Source organism: Bacillus sp. LLTC93, from assembly GCF_002993125.1.
GTDB classification, from domain to species: Bacteria; Bacillota; Bacilli; order Bacillales; family Bacillaceae; genus Bacillus; species Bacillus zhangzhouensis.
Map to the genome: position 1 here is coordinate 918066 of NZ_PVME01000001.1, position 25522 is coordinate 943587.

Genomic DNA, 25522 nt, shown 5'->3' on the forward strand with positions numbered 1-25522 from the left:
ACTCTGCCAAATTTTCTTGGCAGAGTTTTTTTGGGCTATTTTTGATCCTTTTCAAGCTCACGCAAGACGTGAGGTAGCTCTGGAATAATGAGTTTTGTCATGGCTAAACGAACTGCTCCGGTAGAGCCTGGTGTGGCAAAGACCGCTTTTTGGTTAACGACCCCAGCCGTTGCTCTAGACAAGATAGCAGCAGAACCGATGTCTTCTGTATAGCTGAGCATGCGAAAGATTTCACCAAAGCCAGGCAGCTCTTTTGAGAAAAGAGGGGTGATGGATTCAATGGTGACATCCCTTACGGCAATGCCTGTCCCTCCATTTAACAAGACGGCATCAATCTTCGGTTCACTTGTTCCTTCTAGCACAGCGTCTTGAATCGCTCCAATGTCATCTTTTACAATATCGTATGCAAGAATGAGATGTCCCTGTTCTTTGAGCAAATCAATCATGAGACGGCCGCTTTTATCCGTTTCTTTCGTCCTTGTATCACTGACTGTAATGACTTTTACATGAAGCCTCGCTTTCGCCTCACGTTTATGTTCTGTAACGCTCATCTAACGCACGCTCCCTTTCGCTTCGTATTGGACAAATTATAGCATGCTGCTTTCAATAGAAAAAAGCTCTTTTCTCATAAGGAAAAGAGCTTCTCAATCATTTACGCTAAGCGCATAACGTCTCTTGCAATCATCACTTCTTCGTTCGTTGGAATCACGATGACTTTAACAGGAGAGTGCGGGTAGCTGATGAATGCTTCTTCGCCTCTCATGTTGTTAAGAGATGGATCCCAATATACGCCCATGAATTCTAGACCACGAAGGACACGTGCTCTCACTTCTGAACTGTTTTCGCCGATTCCAGCTGTGAAGATGATCGCATCTACGCCATTCATTCTCGCTGCATAAGAACCGATGTATTTATGAATACGGCTAGCAAAAATATCAAGAGCTACTTCTGCACGGTCGTTTCCTTCTTCTGTTGCTTCTTCGATATCACGAAGGTCACTTGAAAGACCAGACACACCTAAAAGACCACTCTTCTTATTCAAAGTAGAAAGAACTTCTTCAGCAGTATGTCCTGTTTTCTCCATAATAAATGGAATGAGGGCAGGGTCAATGTTACCTGAACGTGTACCCATCGCAACACCAGCAAGTGGTGTGAAGCCCATTGATGTATCGATTGATTTTCCGCCTTCTACTGCTGCGATACTCGCACCATTTCCAAGGTGACAAGAAATCAAACGAAGCTCTTCAAGAGGACGGCCTAATAGCTCTGATGCACGCTCTGTGACGAACTTATGGCTTGTCCCGTGGAATCCGTATTTACGAATACCAAAGTTTTTGTAGTAGTCGTACGGAAGGCTGTATAGGTAAGACTGCTCTGGCATTGTTTGGTGGAACGCTGTATCGAACACAGCAATCGCTGGTACGTCAGGCAGAATTTGTTTGAATGCTTTGATTCCTACAACGTTTGCAGGGTTGTGCAGTGGTGCAAGCTCTGAAAGCTGATCAATCTCATTGATCACTTCATCTGTTAATAGAACAGAGTCGCTGAACTTTTCTCCACCGTGAACCACACGATGTCCTACGCCATCAATTTCACTAAAGTCTTTAATGATGTTAAATTCAGTTAGTTTTTCAAGCAGCATTTTAACGGCTACTGCGTGATCTGGAATATCAGTGATTTCTGTTTTCTTTTCTCCATCTACAGAAATCGTAAAGATACTGTTGTCCATTCCGATTCTTTCAACAAGACCTTTCGTTAAAACGGTTTCTTCTGGCATGTTGAACAATTGGAATTTAAGAGATGAGCTTCCTGCGTTGATTGCAATAATTTTGGACATTCTTGTCGCTCCTTTTACTCAGTTGTTATATAGGGTTTCACGTTTTTTCCGGTGCTATATTCAACCTGTTTGAATGGGTCTTTTATAGTTTAACGATAAGTCCGAAAAATATCTGACTTTTTCATTTAAACATTGAAAACTTTGCATTTCAAGTGCACCATCGAACTGTTATCGCTTACATCAATAAGTCGATATTTTCTGAATAGTAAAATAGCCAGAAATCACTCTGGCTATTCTTTCGTTTCTTTTTCTTCTATAAACCACTGATCTAATTTTCTCATTACGCCAACCATTGCTTCCTTCTGTGAGAAAGATGGCAGATTGGCAAACAGCATCCGTTTTGGTGCTTCCAGCCCCTCTTTTTTCTTTTGCATCACAAATAAGCTTTTGGCGTGCTTTTTGTCTTTGAACATGGAGACTGGCAGCTGAATTAAAGCATTCATATAAGCATGATCTTTGATGAAATCCTTTAATTGCACACTTTCTTTTCCTTCAAACAAATCGTTTGGAATGATGAAGAATAGGAAGCCGCCTTCTTTCGTGTAACGAAGGCTTTGTTCAATGAATAAATAATGCGCAAAGGCATGTCCTTCTTTTGCCTTTAATTCATAGTCGGCTGCACGCTCATCATTTGGATAATAGCCGACTGGAAGGCTGCATACCGTGACATCTGCCGGTGAGATGAGAAGCGGATCAAGGCTGTCCTGATGAAAAAGCTCCACTTCTTTTTCTTCTAAATTCGCCTGTGCCCAAGCAATTTTAATCAGTACATCATCAATTTCAGAGGCAAAGCCGCGCTTTGTTTCTGCAGTGAGATTGTTTAAGACAGCAAGCAGTAAGTTTCCTGTTCCCGCTGCTGGGTCAAAGACAACAAGCTCTTTTTGTCCTTCTAAAAATTTATTGACCAAATAGCTGACAAACAGTCCAATCGTATCTGGCGTCATTTGACGGTTTGGATGGGAAATATCCTTTTGTCCTTTCAATACGGCGAGCTGAAACGCTTTACGAATCTGCTCATGATCATAAGAGGCAAAATCTGCTTTCTCTATTAAGTCCTTCAGTAAACCGTTGCGATCGTTTGCCTGGAAAAAGGCTTCTCCTGCTTCTGCCAATGCTTCAATATAGGAAATGCTATGTTCCTTTTTCAATCGAATCGAGGCTGTATCGAGCAGCTCAAAAATAGTACTCACTTGATCTTTCTGCAATGCTTTTCTCTCCTCGCTTTGTTAAAAGCTATATGTTCTCATTGAAAAGAGCCCCAGTATGAAGCCGGAGCTCTTGTCGATGCTGCTTTTATAACAGTGATTTTGCAGCTTCAATGGCTTTTTCATAATTTGGATGATTCGTTGCTTCGCTTACGTATTCAGTGTAAACCACTTTCCCGTTTGGGTCTAATACGAAAACGGCACGCGCCAATAAACGCAATTCTTTCATATATACACCAAACGCTTCACCAAAAGACATATCTCTGTGATCAGATAATGTTTCTACATTTTCAATTCCGTTTGCTCCGCACCAGCGTGCTTGTGCAAATGGAAGGTCTGCACTAATCGTATAAATATTGACCGGACCTAAACCGGCTGCCTCTTCATTGAAACGTCTTGTTTGTGCGTCACACACACCTGTATCAATAGAAGGAATCACTGAGATGATCGTCACTTTTCCTGATAAATCAGAAAGTGAAACTTCTCCGAGTGAGTTCGTTAATACCGTAAAATCAGGAGCCTGCTCGCCTACTTTCACTTCATTTCCTACAAGCGTTACAGAACTCCCTTTAAATGTGATCGATGCCAAAACAATTCCTCCCTTATCAAATGTATGGTTCTATCATAGTAGAGAAAGCAAAAAACTGCAAAGCCTAATCGTCCATTTTGAAAAAAAAGTTAGCTGCAGCGCAGCTAACTTTTTAAAGGTCTATGTCATCTAGTTTTCGTTCTTTGTGGCGGTGCTCCCGTTCATCTTTCTTAAACATGTGCTGAAGACGTTCAATTGCTTGAGGAGCAGAATCCAATATTTTATCAAGCAGATGTGTATGTTCATCCAAATGAAGCATTCGAACTCCGTTTGTTCCCACAATTAAGAAGGCAATTGGTGTAATGGATACCCCGCCGCCGCTTCCGCCGCCAAATGGGAGTCTCGGTTCTTTTCGTTCTTGTTCATCAGAACGTTTTTCTTTCTTTTGATTCCCGTTAAATTCACTGCCGCCGGCTGCAAATCCAAAACCGACCTTTGACACAGTGAGAATGACACTGCCGTCAGGGGTTTCGACTGGATCGCCGATGATCGTATTCACATCTATCATTTCTTTTAAGTTTTCCATCGCTGTCTTCATCAGACCTTGGATTGGATGATCTGCCATTTTCGGGTTCCTCCTTAAACAGATGATTCATTCTTCGTTGCTTGAAGAGAGGCACTTTTTCTTGCCTTTCTTCCTTTTACCCATTGGACAAGTAATCGAATGGCTGCAAGCATAGCATGTCCAATACGAAAATAAGCTATACATGTAAATTGGGTCTGTGACACATTGTGCTGAAAGGCAGGAATGACTTCATATACCGGTTTATGCTTAAAGGTGAGATGCTCCTGCATAAAAGCAAGCAGTGCTCCTTTGACTGACCACACGCCGCCGGCGGCTACACCAGTTAAAGCCGCGTCATGAAAGCCGATCCATGTCGACCAGTGAAACGATACAATTTTGATGTGAATGAAGAACTTGCGTATGATCCGGTTTAGATCGACTATCTCTTTTGTAATACGTTCCATTTGATGAAGGATTTCCTTCACATCACGTTTTCCCACTTTTTTATGCATGGATTCTTTTTCGTGACTAGGCGTTTTGGAGCTAGCCATTTTCTTTTCACGAATATCAATCGTTTGATCTTCCGGATTCACTCTCACCATCGGAATCTCTTTTTTGAGTCTCACCATTCCATATAAGGTAATGACCTTCAGCGCAATGTGGTCATTGTCATTTGCATGTGAATACTCCAATGAAATGGTCACTTTCATGAAGACCAATAAGATCACAAGAAACAAAAAAGCTGCGATCCAAACGTAAAGCACTGTGCTCACTTCCTCCGTAACAAATGATGCTTCCCCTACGATTATGGCTCTCATTCTGGATTTTATACCCAATCATCAAAAAAGAGTTTGACCGGTATCGGCCAAACTCTCTCTGAATTATATGTTTGATTCTGTTTTTTCATATAGATGTTCATGGACAACCACCGTATCAGCAAAGTAGTCGTGAACCCCTTGCTTTTTCGGTGAGAACCCAACAACAGCATAGAGAACAAAAAGCGTATTAATATATCGTCCCACAATTTCTCTAAAGAAAATGACATCCCATGTCAGCTGCTTCTCAGGCTGAAGGGAGACCACTTTGATCCCAAACACCATCTTGCCGAGTGTTTGATGAAAGATTTTCGTCATGATGGCGAAATAAAGGAGGAAAACAATCGTCGTTGTGACGGAAAATGGAGAAAACCATCCTCCTCCTTTTGACCAGCCAAACAGACTAAAGATTGGAGAAACCGTCAAATGGTTAACACCCCAAACGACGAGCCAATCAAGGATAAACGCCCAAAATCTAATCCAAAAACCTGCAAAGGCCTGTGCTTCAATTGAAGCGCGCTTCGCAAAGGAGGGCTTCAATTCGTCCTGCTGGCTGCGGCTTTCGCTTACTTCATCGAATGTAGAATCCATCTATGATCCCTCCTTTATTTTGAATAGAGATACATCGGTTTAGACCCGTTTGAGCCAGCCAGTGTTTCTTTTAAATTCAGAAAATCAATTTCGCTTTTAAAGAGCTTGCTTGCACTCATATTGAGAAGAGAGTTCCAGCCAAAGCTTTGAGAATAGCTGATGACTTTTGCCCCTTTTAAGCCTTTTTCATTTTTCTTCATGGCTTTTAGTGCATCTTCATAGTATCCAAGCTCATCCACTAACCCGTTAGACTTCGCCTGTGTTCCGTCATATACTCGGCCATCGGCAATTTTCTTGACGTCCTGTTTAGACATACCGCGTCCTTCAGAAATCACTTTGACAAAGCCTTCATAGGAGTTGTCGACCATGCTTTGCATGATGTCGCGCTCATCCTTTGTCATATCACGATTTGGAGACATGATGTCTTTGAATTTCCCGCTCTTAATCGTTTCATATTTAATGCCTAAATTATCCGCTAGCTTTGAATAATTCAAACTTTGCATGATCACGCCTAGAGAACCTGTTAATGTTTCAGGTGAAGCAAAGATTTTCTTCGCTGGTGTCGACACATAATAACCGCCAGAAGCTGCCATTGATCCCATGGAGACGTAAATCGGCTTCTTCGCTTTTTTCACTTCTTCTAATTTTTTATGTATTTCAGCACTTTCATAGACACCACCGCCAGGAGAGTTCACTCGCAGCAGTACACCTTTTACAGAAGCATCCTCTTTTGCTTTATCTAGTTCCTTTAAGAAAGCACGATGATCATACGCTTCTCCGCCTAAAAGGCTTGATGCACCGCCGTTATCTTGAATGGTTCCATTAATCTCAAGAACAGCAATTTTACCTGCACCGCTTCCGTCCTCTAGTACCTTCTCTTCTATTTCATCCCCGAATTGATAGCTCATTTTATTGTCATTGAAGTTTTCGAACAAAGCCATCGTGACACTGATCACAATTGAACATCCGAAAACACCGAGTGCAATGATTAAGGCTACCCATCTTTTCGCATTCATCTCTTTCTCCTCCTTTTTTGTCTCACTTCATTCATACGAATATTCACATGAAATGTTCACAGGAATTGTGGTTTTTTTACATTTCATTTCAACATATGATAGCACCTATCTTAAATGACGATCAACTTTACATCGTCTACTATCAGAAGCTCATGACGAGAAATTGGTTTTTTTATCCTCTCCCTACACCTAATTGTCTAGAGGTTCACCACAACAAAACACCCAAACCATTCTTTCATTAGAACACAGCTATTAAATTATGCTCAAAGATAGCCATTTCAAATCACTTACATCGACTCATTTCTAAAAAGCGAATCCTATCATAATTGGCGTCTTTCTAATGTTTTTACTTTCATATGAAAAAAGTGTAAAATGTGAGCAAGGGTTTTACATGTAAGCCCTTTAATATTGGAAATCTATTTTTGACAACAAAGGGGAGAACGTCAATGACAGACAATCGTCGCAATGTATTTTTCTTTTACAAAAAAGATCATGAATTGGATGGACACATTTCTTCTCTCGAGAAGCTCGCTACTGAACAAGGCTTTCAAGTCGTAAAGCGTGCAGAAGATGCCCATATTATTGCTTCAATTGGCGGAGATGGCACATTCCTTCAAGCAGTCCGCAAAACGAATTTCCGTGATGACTGCTTGTATGTAGGGGTATCAAAAACAGAGAATTCGCATTTATACTGCGATTTTTCATTAGAACATTTTGATAAAATGATTGATGCCATGAACACAGAACAGATTGAAGTGAGAAAATATCCGATCATTGATGTAAGCGTTGACAGTACAAACCAGTTCCATTGCTTGAACGAGCTGTCGATCCGCTCTAGCATCATTAAAACATTTGTCATCGATGTATATATAGATGATTTTCACTTTGAAACGTTTAGAGGCGACGGGATGATTATTTCCACTCCAACTGGCTCAACGGCCTACAATAAATCCGTAAACGGCGCCGTGGTTGATCCGATGCTCCCTTGTATGCAAGTGACAGAACTTGCATCGCTTAATAACAACTCGTACCGTACGCTTGGCGCTCCTTTCATTTTAAGCAGTGACCGCAAGCTGACGCTAAAGGTCGTGCAGGACGGAAACGACCATCCAATTATCGGACTAGATAATGAAGCGCTCGGTACAAAACACGTCAAACAAATTGACATCGGCCTTTCAGGAAAAGTGATTAAGACGGTGAAATTAAAAGACAACTCATACTGGGAAAAAGTCAAACGCAGATTCCTTTAATCATAATAGCCCCTCCCTTTGACGGGAGGAGCTATTATAATTATTACTCACTTTTCTAATACCATTAATAAATCTCTCATATCATGATAAATTTCTTCTTCGTTCTCATTAATACTGTCATCTATATATTCATTTAGAATATGCCAATATTCGGCTTGAGTGACTCTGTTCATTAGGAACCCTCTTAAATTATCTGCAACAGATTTTTTGACAGCACTGTCTTTAAAATAATATTTTAAAATATCGTGTGTATGATTTAACAACCTTTTATTTAATTCAGAGTTCTTAAATATACCTCTGTAATACTCTATTGGAATTTCCTCCGGCTTCTCGTAATCGGCCTCTTGAAATTTGTTAATAAGTTTTAATATTAATTTATAATACGTTGCTATAAACAAAAATGCAGAATTTTTTCTAAAGTCCTTTACTCCACCTCTATACTTCAATTTTTCTTTTACATATTTCAAAATTAGATAAGGATATAAAAAATGTTCAATTGGCATTTTTTCAGTCTCATCATTAACTATGTCTTTCCACCTGTCTCCAGTTGGTGTTAACTCATTAGCTCTTCCGTAAGCCACATTTGGCATTTGTTTTATAGCTGCAGTAAATGACTGGATTACTTCTTTAGCTGGTAAAACATATTTTTTCTTACTGTTAACGCCCTCCAAAAGATAATTATAATCACTGTAGCCATTAAAAGAATTTTTCTTGTTAACATCTAAAGTAATAAAAGCTCCTCTTTGTATTTCATAATAAAAACCGAAAGATTTTTCCAACCTCCGTTGTAAATCTCTTTGAAAACGATCTAGCGCATAAAAATCCAAACCTTTAACAGCATTTTGTGAATTAGTGTACCTAGTAATATTATCTCTCAATTCTTTCTTTTCTTCATTGGTAGCACTTTTTCTAGTTCTAATTACTTTAACTAATACATGACCTTCTTTATCAATGTCAGATAACTCACTGGTAGTTAATTTATTATAAAATTCACCAATTGTTTTGGCAGTTTGACATCCATTCACTATTTGAGGTGATTTTAACGATATTATATTTGTTCGATCTTCATATGTATCACAAACTATCGTAACACCGTTATTATAAAGCCAAAATTTATTAATTTGTTCAGACAAAGTAGATTTAATCCCTTTATTTATTTTGGTTCCTTTCAAATAATTTCTAATATTCGAATGAAATAATGTATTCCCTCCTTTGATAACAAAATTTGCAAAATCTTTTAATTTGACCATTGCAACCAATGTCGTATCATAGGCATCAAAACTTTTTTCAATATTCATTTTAAATGTCTTATCTCTAAAATTTTTAGGGAGTTCACCATTTTTTATTGAGATTTGTTCAATTATTTTATTTATATCCCAAAATTCAAATTTTAGTTGAGAGTTCGAGATTCTATTTTCTTTTAGTGTTTGTTTAAGCTGAATATCTTCCCATTCACTTATTTCATTATTAGTTACATAAAAACAATTTATATTTTCTCCATTTTGATAACTTTCTCTTACCTTTTTACAATTTTCTAGAACAATTGACCTTTCTGTTTCAGGTATATCTGATATTATTCGATTACAATCCACTAATAGAGCTTTCATTGATTCTGGTGAATGTGCATTTTTATACTTTGACTGCATTATGCACAACTCATTATTCATTTCAAAAATTGCGTCTATTCCATTATTGAAATTCCCTGATATTTCTGTTGCTTCTGCTACTTCATCTTCTCTAAGTTCAAAGACATTAAATAAAACCCATTCACAAAAATTTTGTCCTTTTGAAACTGGATTATCTTGCCCACCTTCTTTAAGGAATTCGTTTATAGATTCGTTGACTTCAGTATGGAGAACTTGATATAGTATCTTTTTGTTATTTTTCACCTTCAACAAACACTCCCCCTAGTATTTATATATAATCAAAACTACCACATTCTTCATATATTTAACAGATTTTAATTTATTTTTTATTATGATTATAAAGACATTGTATAAAATTACAGGACATCATATGGTATGATGTCACAAGTATGAATGTACGAAAAAGGAGAACACGATGCCATTACAACATTTTGATCAATATCCATTAAGCAATGAATTGAAACAAGCGTTAGAAGCGCTTCACTTCCATACACCAACACCCGTTCAGCACGAGACGTTATCCGTGGCTTTTTCAAAGCAGGATCTAATCGTCAAATCTCAGACAGGCAGCGGCAAGACAGCAGCCTACGGTCTGCCGATTTGTGAAATGGTGGATTGGGCTGAAAATAAACCTCAAGCCCTCATCCTCGTTCCAACACGTGAACTTGCCATGCAGGTCAAGCAAGACCTTACCAGCCTTGGACGATTTAAACGAATCAAAGCGGCAGCCATTTATGGAAAAGCCCCTTTTCAAGCCCAAAAAGTAGAGCTTGCACAAAAGAACCATATTGTGTGCGGAACACCAGGGCGAATATTGGATCACCTTGAAAAGGGTACGCTTTCTTTAGAAAACCTCAAATTTTTCGTGTTAGATGAAGCAGATGAAATGCTGAACATGGGATTTATTGATCAAGTCTCTTCTATTATTCAGCATCTCCCGCCAAAGCGCATGTCGATGCTATTTTCAGCGACGATGTCTGCTGAAATGAAGGAATTGAGCAAGCAATTTTTACAATCACCAAAAATGATTGAGATTGCACGTGAAGAAAAATCTGTACAGCAAATCACCCACACCGTAATTGAAACAGAGGAAGAAGCCAAATTCTCACTTCTCCAGCGAACGATCGTCATCGAAAATCCTGATAGCTGTATCATTTTCTGCAATACACAGGAACGAGTGAATGAACTGACGATCAAGCTAGACGATTGGGATGTCCCTTGTGACAAAATTCATGGGGGCATGAGACAGGAAGACCGCTTTGACGTCATGGATGAATTCAAAAACGGCGAGTTCCGCTATCTGATCGCAACAGATATAGCAGCCCGGGGAATCGATGTAAGCGATATGACACATGTCATTCATTACGACCTTCCTTATGAAAAAGAACGCTATATTCATCGAACTGGAAGAACCGGTAGAGCGGGTAAAAGCGGGAAAACGATTGCGTTTATGACCAGGCACGCGCAGCCGCTCATTGATGAATTAAAGCAGGATGCTGGCATTGATTTTCAGACTCAGCCTTATCCGACGAAGGAAGAAGCGGAGCAGCATGTAGCGAGCTTCGAAGAAAAAATTGAAACACCTATACAAAAAGAAAATAAAAAAGCCGGCGTAGAAAAAGATATAATGAAGCTTTATTTTAACGGCGGGAAGAAAAAGAAACTGCGGGCCGTTGATTTCGTTGGGACCATTGCCAAAATAGACGGCGTTGCATTCGATGATATTGGGATTATTACGATTCAGGACACGAAAACGTATGTAGATATTTTAAATGGGAAAGGTCCTCTTGTACTGAATGCCATGCGTCACACAACCATTAAAGGCAAGCAGTTAAAAGTACATGAAGCACGCTCATAAATTGAAGGCCAAGCGCCTTCAATTTTTTTTATGATGAAATGCATCCACAAACCCTGATGCCGTCAGGCTTTTTGATGTTCAACATGACAAATGTCATATTGAATACATGATGGGTGCTACTATGAGCATGACGCCTTTCCTTCTATACTTTGAAGTAGAAAGAAACGGAAAGGACTTGAACTTTCATGACAACTTCAACAAACACGCAGCAGCAAGCGACTTTAAGAAAACAAGTAGGTCAATTTTCTGGTGCTGATTCAAAAAAAAGTATCATGCAACTCTTTAATACATTTATTCCATTTTTGGGGCTTTGGTTTCTTGCCTATTATAGCCTGAACATCTCCTACCTTTTAACCCTCTTCTTTGCGGTTATTGCAGCTGGTTTTTTAGTACGTGTCTTTATTATTTTTCACGACTGCTGCCACCAATCCTTTTTTAAACAGAAACCGCTGAATCACCTGTTTGGTTTCATAACGGGTGTACTCACCCTTTTCCCTTATCTTCAATGGCAAAGAGATCATTCGATTCACCATGCCACAAGCAGTAATTTAGACAAACGAGGTACTGGTGACATTTGGCTCCTGACAGTCAAAGAATATCAAGAAGCATCTGTATGGACGAAATTTCGCTACAGATTTTATCGCAATCCTTTTGTCATGTTTATTTTAGGACCGATCTTTGTTTTCCTGCTTCAAAACCGTTTCAACGTCAAAAATGCTCGTAAAAAAGAGCGCTGGAATACCTATTTCACAAACATATCGATTGTTTTGCTCGCAGGGGCGACCTATCTCCTTTTTGGCTGGCAAGGTTTGTTACTTGTCCAAGGTCCAATCTTTCTGATTTCTGGATCAATCGGTGTATGGCTGTTTTATGTGCAGCATACGTTTGAGGATTCTTACTTTGAAGCAGATGAACATTGGAATTATGTGCAGGCAGCTGTAGAAGGCAGTTCTTTTTACAAATTGCCAAAGCTCCTTCAATGGTTAACAGGCAATATCGGTTATCACCATGTCCATCATTTAAGTCCGAGGGTACCGAATTATCATTTGGAGCATGCTCATGAGCATAGTGAGCCGCTTCAAAATGTTCCAACCATCACTTTAAAAACAAGTATTGAGTCAATGAAATTTAGACTTTGGGATGAAGAAACGAAAGCATTCGTTACCTTTAAAGAAGCACGTCAGACGAAAAGCACACCTGTCATCAAAGGAGACATTCTCAAGAAGAATGCATAAACGACGCAAGCTCTTTCTTACAATAGAAGGAGCTTGTTGGTATTTACAGGATGCGATAACGTGTTCAATTTGATAAAGTAGTGAAAAAGAATGAAAAAATGGAAAAGGTGATTCACGGATGAAAAAACAACTTAAAATTCAAAAATTGCATGGGATATCCCCGTATATATGGGCCATTTTTTTCATCCTTCCCTTTTATTTTATCATTAAGGCTCCTTCGACTTTAGGCATTGTGATCGGCATTATTTTGAACGTTGTCTTTTTCGCTGTCTATCGTTTTGCCTTTATCGCAAAAGGCTGGTCTTTATATGTATTAGGCCTTCTCTTGATTGCGATTTCTACTGGCTATGTCATGCTCTACAGCTACATTTATTTCGCTTTTTGCATCGCCTATTTCAATGGGCATATTAAAAGAAAAGTACCTTTCTATATCTTGTACTATATTCATGTCGGGAGCGCCGCAATTGCGGTGAATTTCAGTCTGATCTTAAAAAAGGGCTGGTTTCTCACGCAAATTCCCTTGGTTCTCATTACACTCATTAGTGCCATTCTCCTCCCTCTCAGCATTCGAAGCAGGAAGGAACGTGAACGGCTCGAAGAGAAATTAGAAGATGCCAATGAACGTATCGCCGACCTTGTAAAAATTGAAGAAAGGCAGCGAATTGCACGTGATCTGCATGATACCCTTGGACAAAAGCTTTCCCTCATCGGTTTAAAGAGTGATCTTGCCCGAAAACTGGTTTATAAAGACCCAGAGCAGGCACGTGCCGAACTGAAAAGCGTCCAGCAAACAGCCAGAACGTCTCTCAATGAAGTGCGGAAAATTGTTTCCTCCATGAAAGGCATTCGGATCAAGGATGAAATGTTGAACATAGAGCAAATTCTCGAAGCGGCCGGGATAGAATTGATCTATGATGAAAAGGAAGCACCGAAACACATCTCTCTTCTCAACGAAAACATTGTGAGCATGTGTATAAAAGAAGCAGTCACCAATATCGTCAAACATAGTGATGCCACAGTCTGTAAAATAACCATTCATCAAAAGTCAAAAGAAGCGGTCATCACGGTTGAAGATGATGGGACATTTAAAGGAGATCCCCCCTCCTCTCAAACGAAGGGACACGGCCTTTTAGGGATTAGAGAACGATTGGAATTTGCAAATGGACGCCTTCACCTTGAGACAAAAGATGGGACGAAGCTGATCATGAGCATTCCAAATGATTCAGCAGCAAAAGAACAGGAGGGAATGAAATGATCAACATTTTTATCGCAGAGGATCAGCAAATGCTGCTTGGTGCACTCGGTTCACTACTTGATTTAGAAGAGGATATGACGGTTGTTGGAAAAGGCACAAACGGCCAGGACGCCATTGATTTTGCTAAAAAACACCCCGTTGATATTTGTTTAATGGATATTGAAATGCCAGGGAAATCTGGACTAGATGCAGCCGAAGAACTCAAGGAATCAGATGTGAAAATTATCATTTTAACGACCTTTGCCCGTTCTGGATATTTCCAAAGGGCGCTGAAAGCTGGCGTTAGCGGCTATATGCTGAAAGACAGCCCAAGCGAAGATCTGGCAAGTGCCATTCGCAGCGTGATGAAAGGAAAAAAGGTATACGCCCCTGAATTAATGGAAGACTTATATAGCGACGAAAATCCTTTAACCCAACGAGAAAAATCCGTCCTTGAACTCGTCGCAGACGGCAAAAACACGAAAGAGATCGCAAAGGAACTCAGCATTAAAAGCGGCACTGTCCGTAACTACATTTCCATTATTTTAGATAAACTAGAAGTTAAAAACCGTATTGAGGCCATCACACGCTCTAAAGAAAAAGGCTGGTTTAAATAGAAAAAAGATCAGGTCATACGGTGCCTTGATCTTTTTTTCTATCTAAAAAATTCCCTCTGTTTTTTATCAGCAACTGACAAAATGTAATTGACAACAGACCGCAGTCTTATGATATGATATCCGAGTGATAATAATTATCATTATCACTAATACAATAAAATATCCGGCATATGTGCCGATTTCAAAGGAGTCTACATTCATGAAGAAAATATTGTTCCCTCTGATGCTCATCTTTGTACTTGTATTGAGCGCATGTGGCAATAGCAGCAACTCTTCCTCAAATAAAGGAAATCAATCAACGTCATCAGACAAGATTACATATCAATCTGAAAATGGCCCTGTGAAGCTGCCAGCCCATCCAAAACGTGTCGTTGTTCTCGGATCTTACACGGGCAATGTCATGTCACTTGGTGTGAACCTTGTTGGCGTTGACTCTTGGTCAAAAAAGAATCCACGCTTCCAAAAGGAATTAAAAAATGTGGAAGAAGTATCGGATGAGAATGTGGAAAAAATCATGAAGCTAAAGCCTGATGTCATCATTGGCTTAAGCAATACAAAAAATGTAGAGAAACTGAAAAAAATCGCACCAACAGTCTTGTTCACGTATAACAAAGTCGATTACCTTCAACAGCACATTGAAATTGGAAAAGTATTAAACAAAGAAAAAGAAGCCAAAGCATGGGTGAAAGATTTCAAAGAACGCGCAGCTGAAGCTGGAAAAGAAATCAAAGCAAAAATCGGTCAAGATGCGACGGTTTCTGTGTTTGAAAGCGGCACAAAAGATCTTTATGTGTTTGGAGATGCATGGGGTCGCGGTACAGAAATCCTCTATCAAGAAATGAAACTGAAAATGCCTGAGAAAGTAAAAGAAAAAGCATTAAAAGCTGGCTACTATGCAGTTTCGCAAGAGGTCATCCCTGAATTTGCTGGAGACTATATGATCATTAGCAAAAACAGTGAAATGGATAATTCCTATCAAAACAGTGAAATCTACAAGTCCATTCCTGCCGTGAAAAAACATCGTGTGTTCGAAGCAAATGCTGAAGAATTTTACTTTAATGATCCACTCACACTTGAATATCAACTATCATTCTTTAAAAAGCATTTTTTAGGTAAATAAGCTGAAGCAAGGGGCCTCTTCCCTTGCTTTTTTCTTGTATACTTCTAGCGGCAGCGCCTTTTTTCCGCTACAATTACATACAAGCTAATTCAAAAAGTGTGGTGCTGGTTTTGTTTAAAATTTTGCTGATTGAGGACGATACAACCCTCTTCCAAGAAATCAAAGAACGTTTAGTCAACTGGTCCTATGAGGTCTATGGGATTCACGATTTTCATCAGGTCATGCAGGAATTCACCTCCATTCAGCCTGATCTAGTCATCATTGATATTCAGCTGCCGAAATACGATGGCTTTCATTGGTGCCGGATGATTCGCCATCATTCAAATGTTCCGATCATCTTCCTCTCATCTCGAGACCACCCTGCCGATATGGTCATGTCGATGCAGCTCGGTGCTGATGATTTTGTGCAAAAGCCCTTTCACTTTGACGTGCTTATCGCCAAAGTCAGTGCTGTTCTTCGGCGCGTACATGATTATAATGCGGAGCCGGTCAACTTAAAGGTTTGGTGCGGCGCTACCATTGACCTAGAAAAAAACACCGTGACAAATGAACATGGTGAGGTTGAATTAACGAAAAATGAATTATTTATTCTCAAGGAATTGGTTCAGCATAAACATCATATCGTCAGCCGGGAATCACTCATACAAGCGTTATGGGAGGACGAACGGTTTGTAAGTGATAATACGCTGACTGTCAACGTCAATCGCCTCAGAAAAAAACTAGACGAGATCTCCCTTGGCACCTTCATTGAAACAAAAGTAGGTCAGGGTTATCTTGCAAAGGAAAAGGATGATCAATGATGCTCCAAGCATTTTTAAAAGAACGAAGAAGCTGGATTCTGTTCTTTCTTAGTTTGCAGCTTCTCATTCTTTTTGTTGCTTATTTGGATACGACCATTCCAATGGCTTCTCTTTTTTATATCGTGTTACTGTCTACGTTACTCATGATCGTCTTTCTCTTTTTTCGTTATCGAAAAGAAACGGCTTATTATGAGAGGCTGAAAGAATGGGACGAAAATATTGATCATCAAATGCCGCTCGCTCCCTCTTCCCCATTTGAACAGCTCGTACATGATGCGACGTCAGAGCAAATCGACCGCTACAGGCAGATGGCGGCTGAGCAGAAAATCGCTCTTGAAGAAGAAAAAGATGAACTACTTTCATGGATACATGAGGTCAAAACGCCGCTCACGGCAATGCATTTAATGATTGACCGCTTAACAGAGCAGCCGCTGAAATCAAATATGACGTACGAGTGGCTTAGAATTCATTTATTACTCGATGCCCAGCTGCACCAAAGCAGAATACGTCATATCGAAAATGATTTATTTATTGAAAAGCTGGATTTGCAAAGCATCATAGCGAAAGAAATCAAAGCCCTCCAATCATGGTGCATGCAAAAAGGAATTGGCTTTGAACTGGCGCTAGAAGAACGGGACGTATTAAGTGATACAAAATGGTTATCCTTTATGATCAGACAAGTGCTGACAAACGCAGTCAAGTACAGCCATTCGTCTGATATTGTCATCGAAAGCAGACAAATGAATGAACAAGTGGTACTGTCGATCACAGATCAAGGCAGAGGAATTGACCCAAGAGACGTGTCTCGTATTTTCGAAAAGGGCTTTACTTCAACAAGACATCATCATGACACCGCTTCAACGGGAATGGGGCTCTATTTAACCAAAAAAGGAGCAGACGCTCTTCATATCACGATCGAGGTCAACTCCACTATAGATCAAGGTACAACCTTCACCTTTATCTTTCCGAAAAAGAATGATTTTGTTCGTATTGCGAGCATGTAAACACATGACGGGTCACATCCAATCTCTTTATCAAAGACTGAAAGCTGGCATGAAGAGATTGGGTGATCTTCTTAAGAAATATTTCCCGCTTCTTGGTGAAAAACATCTCCCATCTGTCTTCTTCTATAAATACCCAAGAGCAGACCAACAGCCATCATTTCTAGAAGAATATGCGAACCCCCATAGCTCATGAAAGGCATGGACACTCCAGGTAAAGGCAAAAATCCAAAGTTTGTGAAAATACTCAAGATGAATTTTGTTACAAACGTAGCTGCAAATCCTGTCATGACCATTTTCCCATAAGCCAATTGGACTCGTTTTGCTGTATGAAATATTCTGTATATAAAAATGACAAACAGCATGAAAGCAGTCAACCCTGCGAACCAGCCAAATGAATAAATGATATACGTAAACATCCAATCAGTGTGAACCTCAGACATTGCATACGGAGTGATATGAAGCCCGTTTGAGCTAAATTCATGAACTGTGTAAAAGTAAGGGTACCTATCTGCTTGAAAAAGAGAAAAAATTTCTACAATAAGATATAAAACTCCTGCTGCTGTCAGCGGAATCATTTGCCTCAAACTTGCACCAGACACATACATAATCGTTATGCACATGACGATACAGATAATGGTCGCAGGAAGCGAGCCAATCGTACTTATTAAAAGAATGGGTAAAGCCATAATCCCTACTCCGAGCCAAGATTTGAAACCATTCCCCCAATTCCAAGAGTGAAAAATACCCGCTAAAGAAATAGCCACAAGAAACGGCACAATCTCAGTCAGATTGATTGATACATCACTTATTCTTAAAAAAAGAATACCGTTCACTCTTATACCAAAAAACATCGTAAGAAAAAGCGTTCCGAGCGTCCCTATGTATAAATGCCAAGAGTATTTCAATAAGCGTCGATAATCGAAAGCAAACAAACCAAACATAAGCACAAGACCAAATAGATAAAAAACGAGACTTTTATAAAAAATATTCATGTCTTGAAGGTTTGTAAAACTAGAATGAAACTGTAAAAAGTACATCGCAAGCAACCCAAATGAACAAGTAGCTAACACAACAAGTATCGTTTTAAGATCCATTTGGGTTTTATGAGTTTCATGGAGCTGCGTTCCGAGAATGGCAGCATCTCCAATTTGATCCAGCGCTTGATCTACTGCCTCTTCTTCAGTCATCCCAGCATTCATCGCTTCCTCTTTTAGCGTATATAGATGATCGCTAAGCTCAAGCTTTATACTCGAATGTACATCTTTATTTTTGATTCGTTTACATACATCCTTTATATACTTTTCAAACTTTTTTTCTAATCCCATACGATTTTCTCCCCGTTCAGAACGCCATCGACTGCATCTTTGAAAACGTTCCACTCTTCTTTCTTTTCCTCTATAAATGCTTTGCCCTGTTCATTTATTTTGTAATACTTTCTTTTCCGGTTGCCATTTCCTTCGCCCCAATAAGAGACAATCAATTCTTTCCCCTCCAAATTGTGCAAAATAGGATAGATCGTTCCCTCTTTAAAGCTAAAAATACCTTCGGACTTCTCCTCCAATTCTTTAATCATTTCATATCCATACATCGGTTTTTCATTTAATAAGCTTAAAATAAGTGTAGCTGTACTTCCCTTTAGAAGTTCTTTACTCACTTTCATTTACAATCACTCCTAATACATAGATATACTATGCATATATTTAATATGCATAGCATACATGAAAAAAAATACCATGTAAAGGTTCAACACATGAATTTTTTAATATACATCCGAATTCATGATGACAAGAAAATCAAAGAAGATTGATACATAAGAACAAAAAACAGATAAAATGAATGATAAAGAGCACCGCTTTCTACAAAAGATAAGGAAAGTTTCTAAATAATAGGTGCGAATTCTACATAAAAACATGTGAATGGTTTTAAAAAACAAGCATGTGACAATAATGTCACATGCTCGTCTGTTTTGTTCGCCAAATCGAAGGAAGTTGGTCTGGCTTCTTTTTATAATAAAGTTATCAATTAAAAAGAAAAAGGGGTTCGACACATGAACATTTTAGAAGCACGCAAGCTATATAAAAGCTACGGAAATAAATTCAATAAACAAGAGGTGCTCAAAGGCATTGATCTGACCATAGAAGCTGGAGAATTTGTCAGCATTATGGGGCCATCAGGCTCGGGGAAAACAACCCTTCTGAACGTATTGTCATCTATCGACCATGTGTCCAGCGGATCCATTCGGATCGCGGATGCTGAGATGACTCAAATGAAAGATCAGCAGCTCGCTGAATTCAGAAAAAAGCAGCTTGGCTTTGTCTTTCAGGATTATAACTTACTTGATACGCTCACGGTCAAAGAGAACATCCTTTTACCATTATCAATCTCCAAAACACCTAAAAAAGAAGCTTTTGAACGTTTTCAACAGCTAGCAGAGGATATGGGGATTTATGAACTAAGAGATAAATATCCGAATGAACTGTCTGGGGGACAAAAGCAGCGGACATCGGCAGTTCGTGCCTTCATTCATGAGCCTAGTCTCATTTTCGCGGATGAACCAACTGGGGCACTTGATTCCAAATCGGCATCTGATTTACTCAACAAGCTGCAAGATTTTAATCAAAAACGAAAAGCGACCATTGTGATGGTCACACATGATCCTGTCGCCGCCAGCTATTCAAGACGAGTCATTTTTATCAAGGATGGACAGATCTATACACAGTTAAATAAAGGCGCTTTAGAGAGAAAGATGTTTTTCGAAGATATTATGAAAACGCAAGGTGTCTTAGGCGGTGTGAAGCATGAACATTAATCAGCTCGTCTTCCGGAACCTGAAGAAAAATCTGAAGAATTACTACTTATACGTGTTCGCTCTTGTATTTAGTGTGGCGCTCTATTTTTCTTTTGTCACCTTGCAGTATTCACCAGCACTTGATGATGTGAAAGGGTCTATTAAAGGCGGTGCGTCAATTAAAGCCGCTTCAATCCTGCTCATTGCCATCGTCGGCATCTTCCTGTTATATGCGAACAGCATTTTCATTAAGCGCAGAGGGAAAGAAATTGGCCTGCTGCAGCTCATTGGGATGACCAAACAAAAAATTGCCAGACTGCTCAACGCAGAAAACTTTATCCTATACGTGATCGCCATGGCTCTTGGCATAATCGCCGGATTTATCGGTTCAAAGCTCATGCTGATGGTGCTATTTAAAGTGACAGGCGTTAACGCCATCGCCAACCTTCATTTTTCAGGCATGGCCCTTCTGCAAACGATCATTGTCTTTTTATTGATTTATGTATTGATTATGCTGAGAAATAGACGTTTTATTAAAAAGCAAACGATCCTATCTTTATTTAGAACGACGTCTTCTACAGAGCAACGTATCAAAAAAATATCAGTATTTGAAATCATCATTGGGGTTTTCGGTATTGTCTTAATCAGCTCAGGCTATTACATTTCTTCTCAGCTTTTTAGTGGCACATACACGTCAATGCTTTCGTTATCTTTGGCCATGATTTATATTCTAGGTTCTGTCATTATTGGTACCTTTCTTTTTTATAAAGGCTCTGTTTCGTTCATAGCCAATATTGTACGTAAGAGAAAGAATGGCTACCTTGCCATTCATGAAGTCCTGTCTCTGTCATCAATTATGTTCAGACTAAAATCAAATGCACTGCTTTTAACGATTATTACTACAGTATCTGCACTTGCGATCGGTTTGTTATCACTTAGCTACATTTCCTATTACTCAGCAGAAAAAACCGCTGAACAACAAATTCCAGCTCATTTCGTCATGGGCTCTGAAAAGGAAGCAGCCACCTTCACTCGTGCACTTTCTGACAAACATATTGCTTATGAAGAAACACAATTCAAGGTCATTCAAGCTGATTTTGATGCAAAGAAGATCATTGATACGGAGTTAAGAAGTTTGAATAAGAATCCAGGAGTTTTGACATTTCCTGTGATCAGTGAGAGGAACGTACCAAGCATTCATGTGGAGAACAACGAAGTCATGTTAAGCGGCTACAATGATTTATTGAAAAAATTCATGCCGATTAAAAGCTCAGGTGATGTGAAACTTCTGATAAAGAAACCACTCGATTTAAAAGTCATTGATATGAAGAAGGATCACTTAATCTCTTACCGGTTCACTGCTGGCGGCCTGCCTGTTGCCGTTGTTAGTCAAAACGTCTTTGAGCAGCTGGACCAAAAGAAGGATCCTAAGCTTCAGCTTAAGAATAACCAATATATTGCGATCAATGTAAAAGATGAGAAACATATTGAACAAGCCAATGACGTCTTTACTTCTTTAAAACTGAGTGATGACAGCATGTCTCGATTAGCTTCAACTCAGCAGCAAAAGCAAACAATAGGACTGATGATGTTTGTCGTCGGATTTTTAGGCCTAAGCTTCCTTGTCACATCAGGCTGTATTTTATACTTCAAACAAATGAATGAAAGTGAAGAGGAACAAAGCTCGTACACGATCTTACGTAAGCTTGGTTTTACTGAGAAAGATCTATTAAAAGGCATTCGACTCAAACAGCTATTTAACTTTGGTATTCCGCTCATCATCGGATTGCTGCATAGCTACTTTGCAGTACAGTCAGGCTGGTTTTTATTCGGCGGTGAACTGTGGGCACCAATGCTCATTGTCATGTCGATTTATACCGTTTTGTATTCAGTCTTCGGATTCTTATCAGTCCAGTATTATAAAAAAGTCATTAAAGAATCCTTGTAATCTATTCCCCATAGGCCTCGCCTATGGGGATATTGTGCTTTATTTACGATGGTGTTGATTCAAACTTGTGCGATAAAATATGGTCTCTTGCCGCATAAGCTTTTTGTTTCACCTCTTCTAGGTTCACACCGACAAGCTTCCCGTTTTGCTTCACTGCTTTTCCAGCAACATAGACAGAATCAACATTTGAAGGATGTGCCGTCTGGACAACCGCTCCAGCTGGATCTGTCATCGGCAGAAAATTCATGCTTGTCCGTTCAATCAGGATGAAATCAGCTTCTTTCCCAGGTGAGAGTGACCCAATTTTATCATCAAGCTTTAGTGCACGAGCCCCATTGATCGTCGCAGCTTCAAGCATTTGATGAGCAGAGAGCCCAAGTTCAGGTCCTGGCATCGTCCCCTCCATCAATAATGATTGATTTTGAATCGCCCGCTCTGCCTGAAGCCCGAATTTCATTTGAGCAAACAAATCTCCGCCTGTGGCTGTTACTACATCTACACCAAGCGTTGGAAGTACTCCATTCTCAATTGCAAGCCCTGTTACAGGATAACCGTGCCCCATCATCATCTCAATCTCAGGTGTAATAGAGATTGAGCTTCCGCTGCCAGACAGCATTTTCATTTGATCCGCATCAATCGCATTGATATGCACCATGTTTAGATCCGGTCCTAGTAAACCTGCTTTGTGAAGCCGCTCAATCGAGCGATCCTCCGCTCCCCAATTCCCAAAACCAATGTGCATGCTACATAATGCATCTAAAGACCTGGCTGTTTCAATTTCAAATACTGAGGTCTCCCACGAGGAAAACTCAGGTCCACGAATGGCAAGCCCCATCGTCAAAAGCTGATCTGTTGATTGGAAATACGTTTTTTTCACGCGGGCTGCATCTTCCATATTAGTGAGTGTACTCCCCCTATCCCAATATTCAGCATCTCCAGATGTACCAAAAGCAAAAACAGCCCGAATGCCCGCATCTTTTAATCCTCCTATGAGCTCATCTGTATGATCCATTGAATTGATCATCGTCCAGTCTAAAAACGTGGTCACCCCTGCATCTAAAGCCTCTAATGCCCCTAAATAATTGGCAATTCGATCGTCTGATGGACGTCTCATCGCTCCATAGTTGCCATAATATATTTTGCTCAAATACGTCTGTAAAGACCAATCTGTTCCTATACCCCGGATGACAGACTGCCACACATGACGATGTGTATCCACAAGCCCTGGCATGATCACCATATCGGATGCATCGACAATGTCTGCATCACTTGCGTCAATCGAAGGTGCGACTTCTAAAATGTGCGCCCCTTCAATTAGTAAATCTCCCTTTTCCAGAAAACCTAAAGATGGATCAAGCGTTAAAAGAGCTGCATCTTTAAACAATGTTTTCTTCATTTATATCCCCCTTTTCAAATGACGACGATGAGTCACCCCACCCTCTCTGTCATTTTAAAACATAATAGGATCAAATTAGAAGAAAAGTGACTCAAGCAGGTGTTTTACGAGCTCATTTTTCGAAAATAGTTGTATATCCGGTTTAACTTGACGTCATGTTTTCCTTTTGGACTTTCCATCATGCCAAATTCAAAGAATTTCACAGGTTTGATCCCGACATATTGTAAAAGAGCTCGTTTCATTAACATCTTGTGGGCATTTTGCAAAAAGAAGAATGGATAATTTGTCGGCCCTTGCATAGTCGATACACAAACGGCGCTTTTTCCTTTTAACAGCCCTTTTGGAAGCAGCCCGCCTGTTTGACGATAGGCGAAATTCGCAGCAAACATGCGATCGATAAAGCCAAGCAGCATGGCTGGCGGCCGCCCCCACCAAATCGGATAAACAAACACGATTTTATCTGCCCATTTGATCTTTTCCTGATACACCTGAATGTCAGGATCCTTATGCATATCACGCCTTTTTTTCTCTTCATTAAAAATAAGAACAGGATCAAATTCTTCTTGATATAAATCAATAATCCTCACTTCATGAACCTTTGGATTTTCTTCACTACCTTTGACGATTTCTTTCAAAAAAGCACCATTTAAACTATTGTGATGAGGATGAGTATAAATAATGAGTACATTCATGTTTTGTCTCCTTTAGTTATCATTTGATAACCAAATAATATACCCAATCTATATAGTTGTCAAATGATAATTGTTTTTTGATAATAAATTTGGTATGTTACGTAGGAGGTGAAAATCATGAAAAATCCACATTTCTTCAAGGAGTTCGTAGCATTTGCTTCTACTTTTTCTGAGCGAAAACATGACCTGATGAGCAAAGTCAAACCATCTGAATTAACAACCTTACAATATTTGATTCTAGAGCAGCTAGCTGTCAGTGAGCCGCTTACACCTAGTGAAATTGCTGATTGTCATCACATGTCTCTACCAAATGTCAGCAGAGAACTAAAGAAACTTCACGAAAAGCAATTCATCGATAGACAAGAAGATCAAGCTGACAAACGAAAGCATGTGATTATGCTTTCTGAAAAAGGCCGAGCCTGTATGAACGAAGCATTCCAGCATATTGAATCGATGCTAATTGGCAGCCTATCTCCCTCAGACATAGAACAAATGGATGACATCGTACAAGCTCTCCGCCTATTGAATCAAACGATTTTTAAAAAATGAACATGAAAAAGCATGAGCGTATCGCTCATGCAAGGATTGGGTTGCTAAACTTCCAAATTGCACAAAGGCGTCTAGATTTTTACGCCCAAACGCTTCTTTAATGTATTCTCCATGTACCCTTTAACCAACAAGCTGATACGCGATATATAACGCGACCAGCCAGATCATGATCGCCGAAGCTTTATTGATACGATTCATCCACTTGCCGTTTGTATCTAACTTCCCTAACATTTTCCCTAAAAGAGCAAGCCCGATAAACCACAACCACGAGACAATGATACAGGCCAGTGTAAACGCCATTTTTTCAGTACCGCTATATTGGAGAGAATTCGTTCCTATGACACCTATTGTATCGAGAATCGCGTGAGGGTTTAAAAGTGAAACTGAACAGGCAAAAACGATTTGTTTTCTAGCAGGCATCATGTCTGTCTTCTTTTTATCACCTGATGCTGAGCTTGTGTTCCACACCGACCAGCCCATATAAAGTAAAAAACAAAACCCAATGATATAAAGACCAATTTGGAGCATAGGAATGGTTAACACCACAACCGAAACACCGATGACCGCTAAAGCAATCAAAAGTGTATCACAAAGAGCCGCTGTGATGACGACAGGTAATACTCGATACAAGCGAGGCTGAAGCGCCCCTTGTTGAAATACAAATACATTTTGAGCTCCCAAAGGTAATATAAGACCAAAGGCAAGCACAATTCCATGAATGATAGCAATGGACATCTTCAAACATTCTCCTTTTTCAAGCAATTCCTACACATTTTAACATAGAACAATATGAAAGCTTTCTACGAATTTGATTTGTCCTACAAAAA

25 protein-coding genes are annotated in these 25522 nt (G+C 39.6%); 11 read left to right on the forward strand and 14 right to left on the reverse strand.

The window, feature by feature from the left end; genetic code table 11:
* Positions 1-35 precede the first annotated feature (35 nt).
* The 8 genes from C6W18_RS04910 to sppA form a co-directional block, all read right to left on the reverse strand.
* Positions 36-551 carry a MogA/MoaB family molybdenum cofactor biosynthesis protein gene (locus C6W18_RS04910; protein WP_034320996.1) on the reverse strand — a complete coding sequence of 172 codons (516 nt, stop codon included), beginning with the start codon at positions 549-551 and terminating at the stop codon, positions 36-38.
* 101 nt (positions 552-652) lie between these two features.
* Positions 653-1837 (reverse strand): acetate kinase, encoded by a 1185-nt coding sequence (locus C6W18_RS04915; protein ID WP_034320999.1) that lies wholly within the window; start codon positions 1835-1837, stop codon positions 653-655.
* Between the two features lie 230 nt (positions 1838-2067).
* Positions 2068-3042: a class I SAM-dependent methyltransferase gene (locus tag C6W18_RS04920; RefSeq protein ID WP_105926297.1), complete on the reverse strand. Its 975-nt coding sequence runs from the start codon at positions 3040-3042 to the stop codon at positions 2068-2070.
* An 88-nt stretch (positions 3043-3130) separates the two neighbouring features.
* Positions 3131-3631 (reverse strand): thiol peroxidase, encoded by a 501-nt coding sequence (gene tpx, locus C6W18_RS04925; RefSeq protein WP_105926299.1) that lies wholly within the window; start codon positions 3629-3631, stop codon positions 3131-3133.
* Positions 3632-3743: 112 nt separating this feature from the next.
* Positions 3744-4196, reverse strand: a complete 453-nt coding sequence (gene ytfJ / locus C6W18_RS04930; protein ID WP_007501733.1) for a GerW family sporulation protein — start codon at positions 4194-4196, stop codon at positions 3744-3746.
* Between the two features lie 14 nt (positions 4197-4210).
* Positions 4211-4954, reverse strand: a complete 744-nt coding sequence (locus tag C6W18_RS04935; RefSeq protein ID WP_105926301.1) for a DUF2953 domain-containing protein — start codon at positions 4952-4954, stop codon at positions 4211-4213.
* 63 nt (positions 4955-5017) lie between these two features.
* A complete protein-coding gene (locus C6W18_RS04940) occupies positions 5018-5542 on the reverse strand; it encodes an RDD family protein (protein ID WP_105926303.1) in 525 nt (174 codons plus the stop codon).
* 14 nt (positions 5543-5556) lie between these two features.
* On the reverse strand, positions 5557-6558 hold the full coding sequence (gene sppA / locus C6W18_RS04945; protein ID WP_105926305.1) for a signal peptide peptidase SppA: 1002 nt from the start codon (positions 6556-6558) through the stop codon (positions 5557-5559).
* A gap of 446 nt (positions 6559-7004) precedes the next feature.
* Between sppA and C6W18_RS04950 the strand changes: the two genes are divergently transcribed.
* Complete coding sequence (locus C6W18_RS04950; protein ID WP_105926307.1) at positions 7005-7808, forward strand: NAD kinase; 804 nt, start codon at positions 7005-7007, stop codon at positions 7806-7808.
* Positions 7809-7855: 47 nt separating this feature from the next.
* Here C6W18_RS04950 and C6W18_RS04955 read toward each other — a convergent pair whose 3' ends face one another.
* A complete protein-coding gene (locus C6W18_RS04955) occupies positions 7856-9697 on the reverse strand; it encodes an AIPR family protein (protein WP_223251641.1) in 1842 nt (613 codons plus the stop codon).
* A 172-nt stretch (positions 9698-9869) separates the two neighbouring features.
* Between C6W18_RS04955 and C6W18_RS04960 the strand changes: the two genes are divergently transcribed.
* From C6W18_RS04960 to C6W18_RS04990, 7 genes are all read left to right on the forward strand, one after another.
* Positions 9870-11312 (forward strand): DEAD/DEAH box helicase, encoded by a 1443-nt coding sequence (locus C6W18_RS04960; protein ID WP_105926311.1) that lies wholly within the window; start codon positions 9870-9872, stop codon positions 11310-11312.
* A gap of 185 nt (positions 11313-11497) precedes the next feature.
* Positions 11498-12547, forward strand: coding sequence for a Delta(5) desaturase DesA (gene desA / locus C6W18_RS04965; protein ID WP_105926313.1), 1050 nt, complete (start codon positions 11498-11500; stop codon positions 12545-12547).
* Between the two features lie 118 nt (positions 12548-12665).
* Positions 12666-13802 (forward strand): sensor histidine kinase, encoded by a 1137-nt coding sequence (locus C6W18_RS04970; RefSeq protein WP_105926315.1) that lies wholly within the window; start codon positions 12666-12668, stop codon positions 13800-13802.
* Positions 13799-14398 carry a response regulator transcription factor gene (locus C6W18_RS04975; protein WP_034321025.1) on the forward strand — a complete coding sequence of 200 codons (600 nt, stop codon included), beginning with the start codon at positions 13799-13801 and terminating at the stop codon, positions 14396-14398. The genes C6W18_RS04970 and C6W18_RS04975 overlap by 4 nt, the downstream gene beginning before the upstream one ends.
* A 199-nt stretch (positions 14399-14597) precedes the next feature.
* Complete coding sequence (locus C6W18_RS04980; protein ID WP_105926317.1) at positions 14598-15518, forward strand: iron-hydroxamate ABC transporter substrate-binding protein; 921 nt, start codon at positions 14598-14600, stop codon at positions 15516-15518.
* A gap of 110 nt (positions 15519-15628) precedes the next feature.
* Positions 15629-16318, forward strand: a complete 690-nt coding sequence (locus C6W18_RS04985) for a response regulator transcription factor (RefSeq protein ID WP_148666201.1) — start codon at positions 15629-15631, stop codon at positions 16316-16318.
* Positions 16318-17322 carry a sensor histidine kinase gene (locus C6W18_RS04990; protein WP_034321028.1) on the forward strand — a complete coding sequence of 335 codons (1005 nt, stop codon included), beginning with the start codon at positions 16318-16320 and terminating at the stop codon, positions 17320-17322. The genes C6W18_RS04985 and C6W18_RS04990 overlap by 1 nt, the downstream gene beginning before the upstream one ends.
* Positions 17323-17393: 71 nt before the next feature.
* Here the strand turns inward: C6W18_RS04990 and C6W18_RS04995 are convergent, their stop codons facing one another.
* Positions 17394-18647, reverse strand: a complete 1254-nt coding sequence (locus tag C6W18_RS04995; protein WP_105926321.1) for an FtsW/RodA/SpoVE family cell cycle protein — start codon at positions 18645-18647, stop codon at positions 17394-17396.
* Positions 18638-18982 carry a PadR family transcriptional regulator gene (locus C6W18_RS05000; protein WP_034321032.1) on the reverse strand — a complete coding sequence of 115 codons (345 nt, stop codon included), beginning with the start codon at positions 18980-18982 and terminating at the stop codon, positions 18638-18640. Before C6W18_RS05000 ends, C6W18_RS04995 begins: the two co-directional genes overlap by 10 nt.
* Positions 18983-19369: 387 nt before the next feature.
* On the opposite strand from C6W18_RS05000, the gene C6W18_RS05005 reads away from it, so the two are divergent.
* Together C6W18_RS05005 and C6W18_RS05010 are read left to right on the forward strand one after the other, a co-directional pair.
* Positions 19370-20131: an ABC transporter ATP-binding protein gene (locus C6W18_RS05005; protein WP_034321034.1), complete on the forward strand. Its 762-nt coding sequence runs from the start codon at positions 19370-19372 to the stop codon at positions 20129-20131.
* Complete coding sequence (locus C6W18_RS05010) at positions 20121-22058, forward strand: ABC transporter permease (protein WP_105926323.1); 1938 nt, start codon at positions 20121-20123, stop codon at positions 22056-22058. The genes C6W18_RS05005 and C6W18_RS05010 overlap by 11 nt, the downstream gene beginning before the upstream one ends.
* Positions 22059-22101: 43 nt before the next feature.
* On the opposite strand, the gene C6W18_RS05015 is transcribed toward C6W18_RS05010, so the two are convergent.
* Both C6W18_RS05015 and C6W18_RS05020 read right to left on the reverse strand, forming a co-directional pair.
* Complete coding sequence (locus C6W18_RS05015) at positions 22102-23454, reverse strand: amidohydrolase family protein (RefSeq protein WP_105926324.1); 1353 nt, start codon at positions 23452-23454, stop codon at positions 22102-22104.
* Positions 23455-23558: 104 nt separating this feature from the next.
* Positions 23559-24146: an NAD(P)H-dependent oxidoreductase gene (locus tag C6W18_RS05020; RefSeq protein WP_105926326.1), complete on the reverse strand. Its 588-nt coding sequence runs from the start codon at positions 24144-24146 to the stop codon at positions 23559-23561.
* 117 nt (positions 24147-24263) lie between these two features.
* Between C6W18_RS05020 and C6W18_RS05025 the strand changes: the two genes are divergently transcribed.
* Complete coding sequence (locus tag C6W18_RS05025; RefSeq protein ID WP_034321043.1) at positions 24264-24695, forward strand: MarR family winged helix-turn-helix transcriptional regulator; 432 nt, start codon at positions 24264-24266, stop codon at positions 24693-24695.
* A gap of 120 nt (positions 24696-24815) precedes the next feature.
* Here the strand turns inward: C6W18_RS05025 and C6W18_RS05030 are convergent, their stop codons facing one another.
* Entirely contained in the window at positions 24816-25430 is a 615-nt protein-coding gene (locus C6W18_RS05030) for a LysE/ArgO family amino acid transporter (protein ID WP_105926328.1), read from the reverse strand.
* Between the last annotated feature and the right edge of the window lie 92 nt (positions 25431-25522).